This is a genomic window from Arthrobacter sp. JCM 19049 (genome assembly GCF_001310435.1).
In genome coordinates this window covers 1-1,027 of record NZ_BAXF01000649.1, presented here as the reverse complement: position 1 = coordinate 1,027, position 1,027 = coordinate 1, and the positions used below count along the sequence as shown (strand labels likewise).

Genomic DNA, 1,027 nt, shown 5'->3' with positions numbered 1-1,027 from the left:
CCGTGGCGCACGCCGTCCACGGCAAACCCGGCCCGCGAGTTCAGCGACATCCCGGACAGTGACAACGGGTCCACGAACGTCTCGGGCGTATTGGTGATCAGGGTGGGGCGGAAGCGCGGCTCCAGCTCGGCGGGCTGGCCGATGTAGCGTCCACGCCCAGCGGCCGGCGGATGCGCTGTTCAAAGATCTGCTGCAGCTCCTGTCCGCTGACCCGGCGCACCAGTTCCTCCATCAAGGTGCCCATGCTCAGCGAGTGGTAGCCACGATGTGCTGGCTCAGCGGCCAGTAGCTGGGGATCTGGGCCAGCATCCCGGCCAGCCGGGGCGAGTCCAACAGGACCTCCTCCGGCACCCCGCCGGGCACCCCCAGCACCCCGGCCTGATGGCTGAGCAGCTGCCCGACGGTAACCTGCTCCTTGCCGGCGACCGCGAATTCGGGCCAGTAGCGCCCCACCGGGGCCTCGGGGTCCAATTTGCCCTCCTGCACCAGCAACGCGATGACCAGCGCCCCCAGTCCCTTGGTCACCGAGTAGATGCAGGTCAGCGCGTCCCCGGCCAGGTAATCTCCGGCGGTGTGGCTGAGCACCAGTTCCCCGCGGTGGTAGACGGCCAACTGGGCGCAGAATTCGGTACCCTGCCCGGCCCGCTCATCGAGCTGCGCGGCCAGCTCGGCGAACTGCTCGGTGATCACTTGTTTCATGGTTTCCGATCCTATCGCGGCTGTTCGGCGGTTTCCTGCCGGAAGCGCAGCTTCCAACCCTGCTCAGTGTGCTGCCACCAGGAGGAGCACACCAGCGTCGCCGACCCGTCGGCCGGCTTCATCCGGTAGGCGAGCAGCACCAGGTCATCGGCCAGCGCGTGGGCGGTGAGCAGCTGGGTGGGACCGGTGGCCGGTAGCCGCTGCCCGGAGTCGAGCACCTGCTGCACGGTGGCCACGTCCAGCAGCCCGCCGTGGCGGCTGACCTCCTGGTATCCGGGGTGCAGGAAGTCGACGAACTCCTCAAAGGAGGTGCGCACCTTCCCATCGA

The 1,027-nt window shown here is 68.4% G+C and carries 2 protein-coding genes and 1 pseudogene; all 3 read right to left on the bottom strand.

From position 1 onward, the window contains the following. Positions 1 to 97 precede the first annotated feature (97 nt). Positions 98 to 244, bottom strand: coding sequence for a serine hydrolase (locus tag JCM19049_RS21320; protein ID WP_279403350.1), 147 nt, complete (start codon positions 242 to 244; stop codon positions 98 to 100). A gap of 2 nt (positions 245 to 246) precedes the next feature. Continuing rightward, positions 247 to 699 (bottom strand): serine hydrolase, encoded by a 453-nt coding sequence (locus JCM19049_RS15245; protein ID WP_279403349.1) that lies wholly within the window; start codon positions 697 to 699, stop codon positions 247 to 249. Between the two features lie 11 nt (positions 700 to 710). After that, positions 711 to 1,027: pseudogene (locus JCM19049_RS15240) on the bottom strand (DUF4440 domain-containing protein); the annotation flags it as partial.

What these genes read in the sequence shown, in the direction of transcription:
- JCM19049_RS21320 (WP_279403350.1), bottom strand. Translation starts at nt 244, where the DNA reads ATGGGCACCTTGATGGAGGAACTGGTGCGCCGGGTCAGCGGACAGGAG.
- JCM19049_RS15245 (WP_279403349.1), bottom strand. Translation starts at nt 699, where the DNA reads ATGAAACAAGTGATCACCGAGCAGTTCGCCGAGCTGGCCGCGCAGCTC.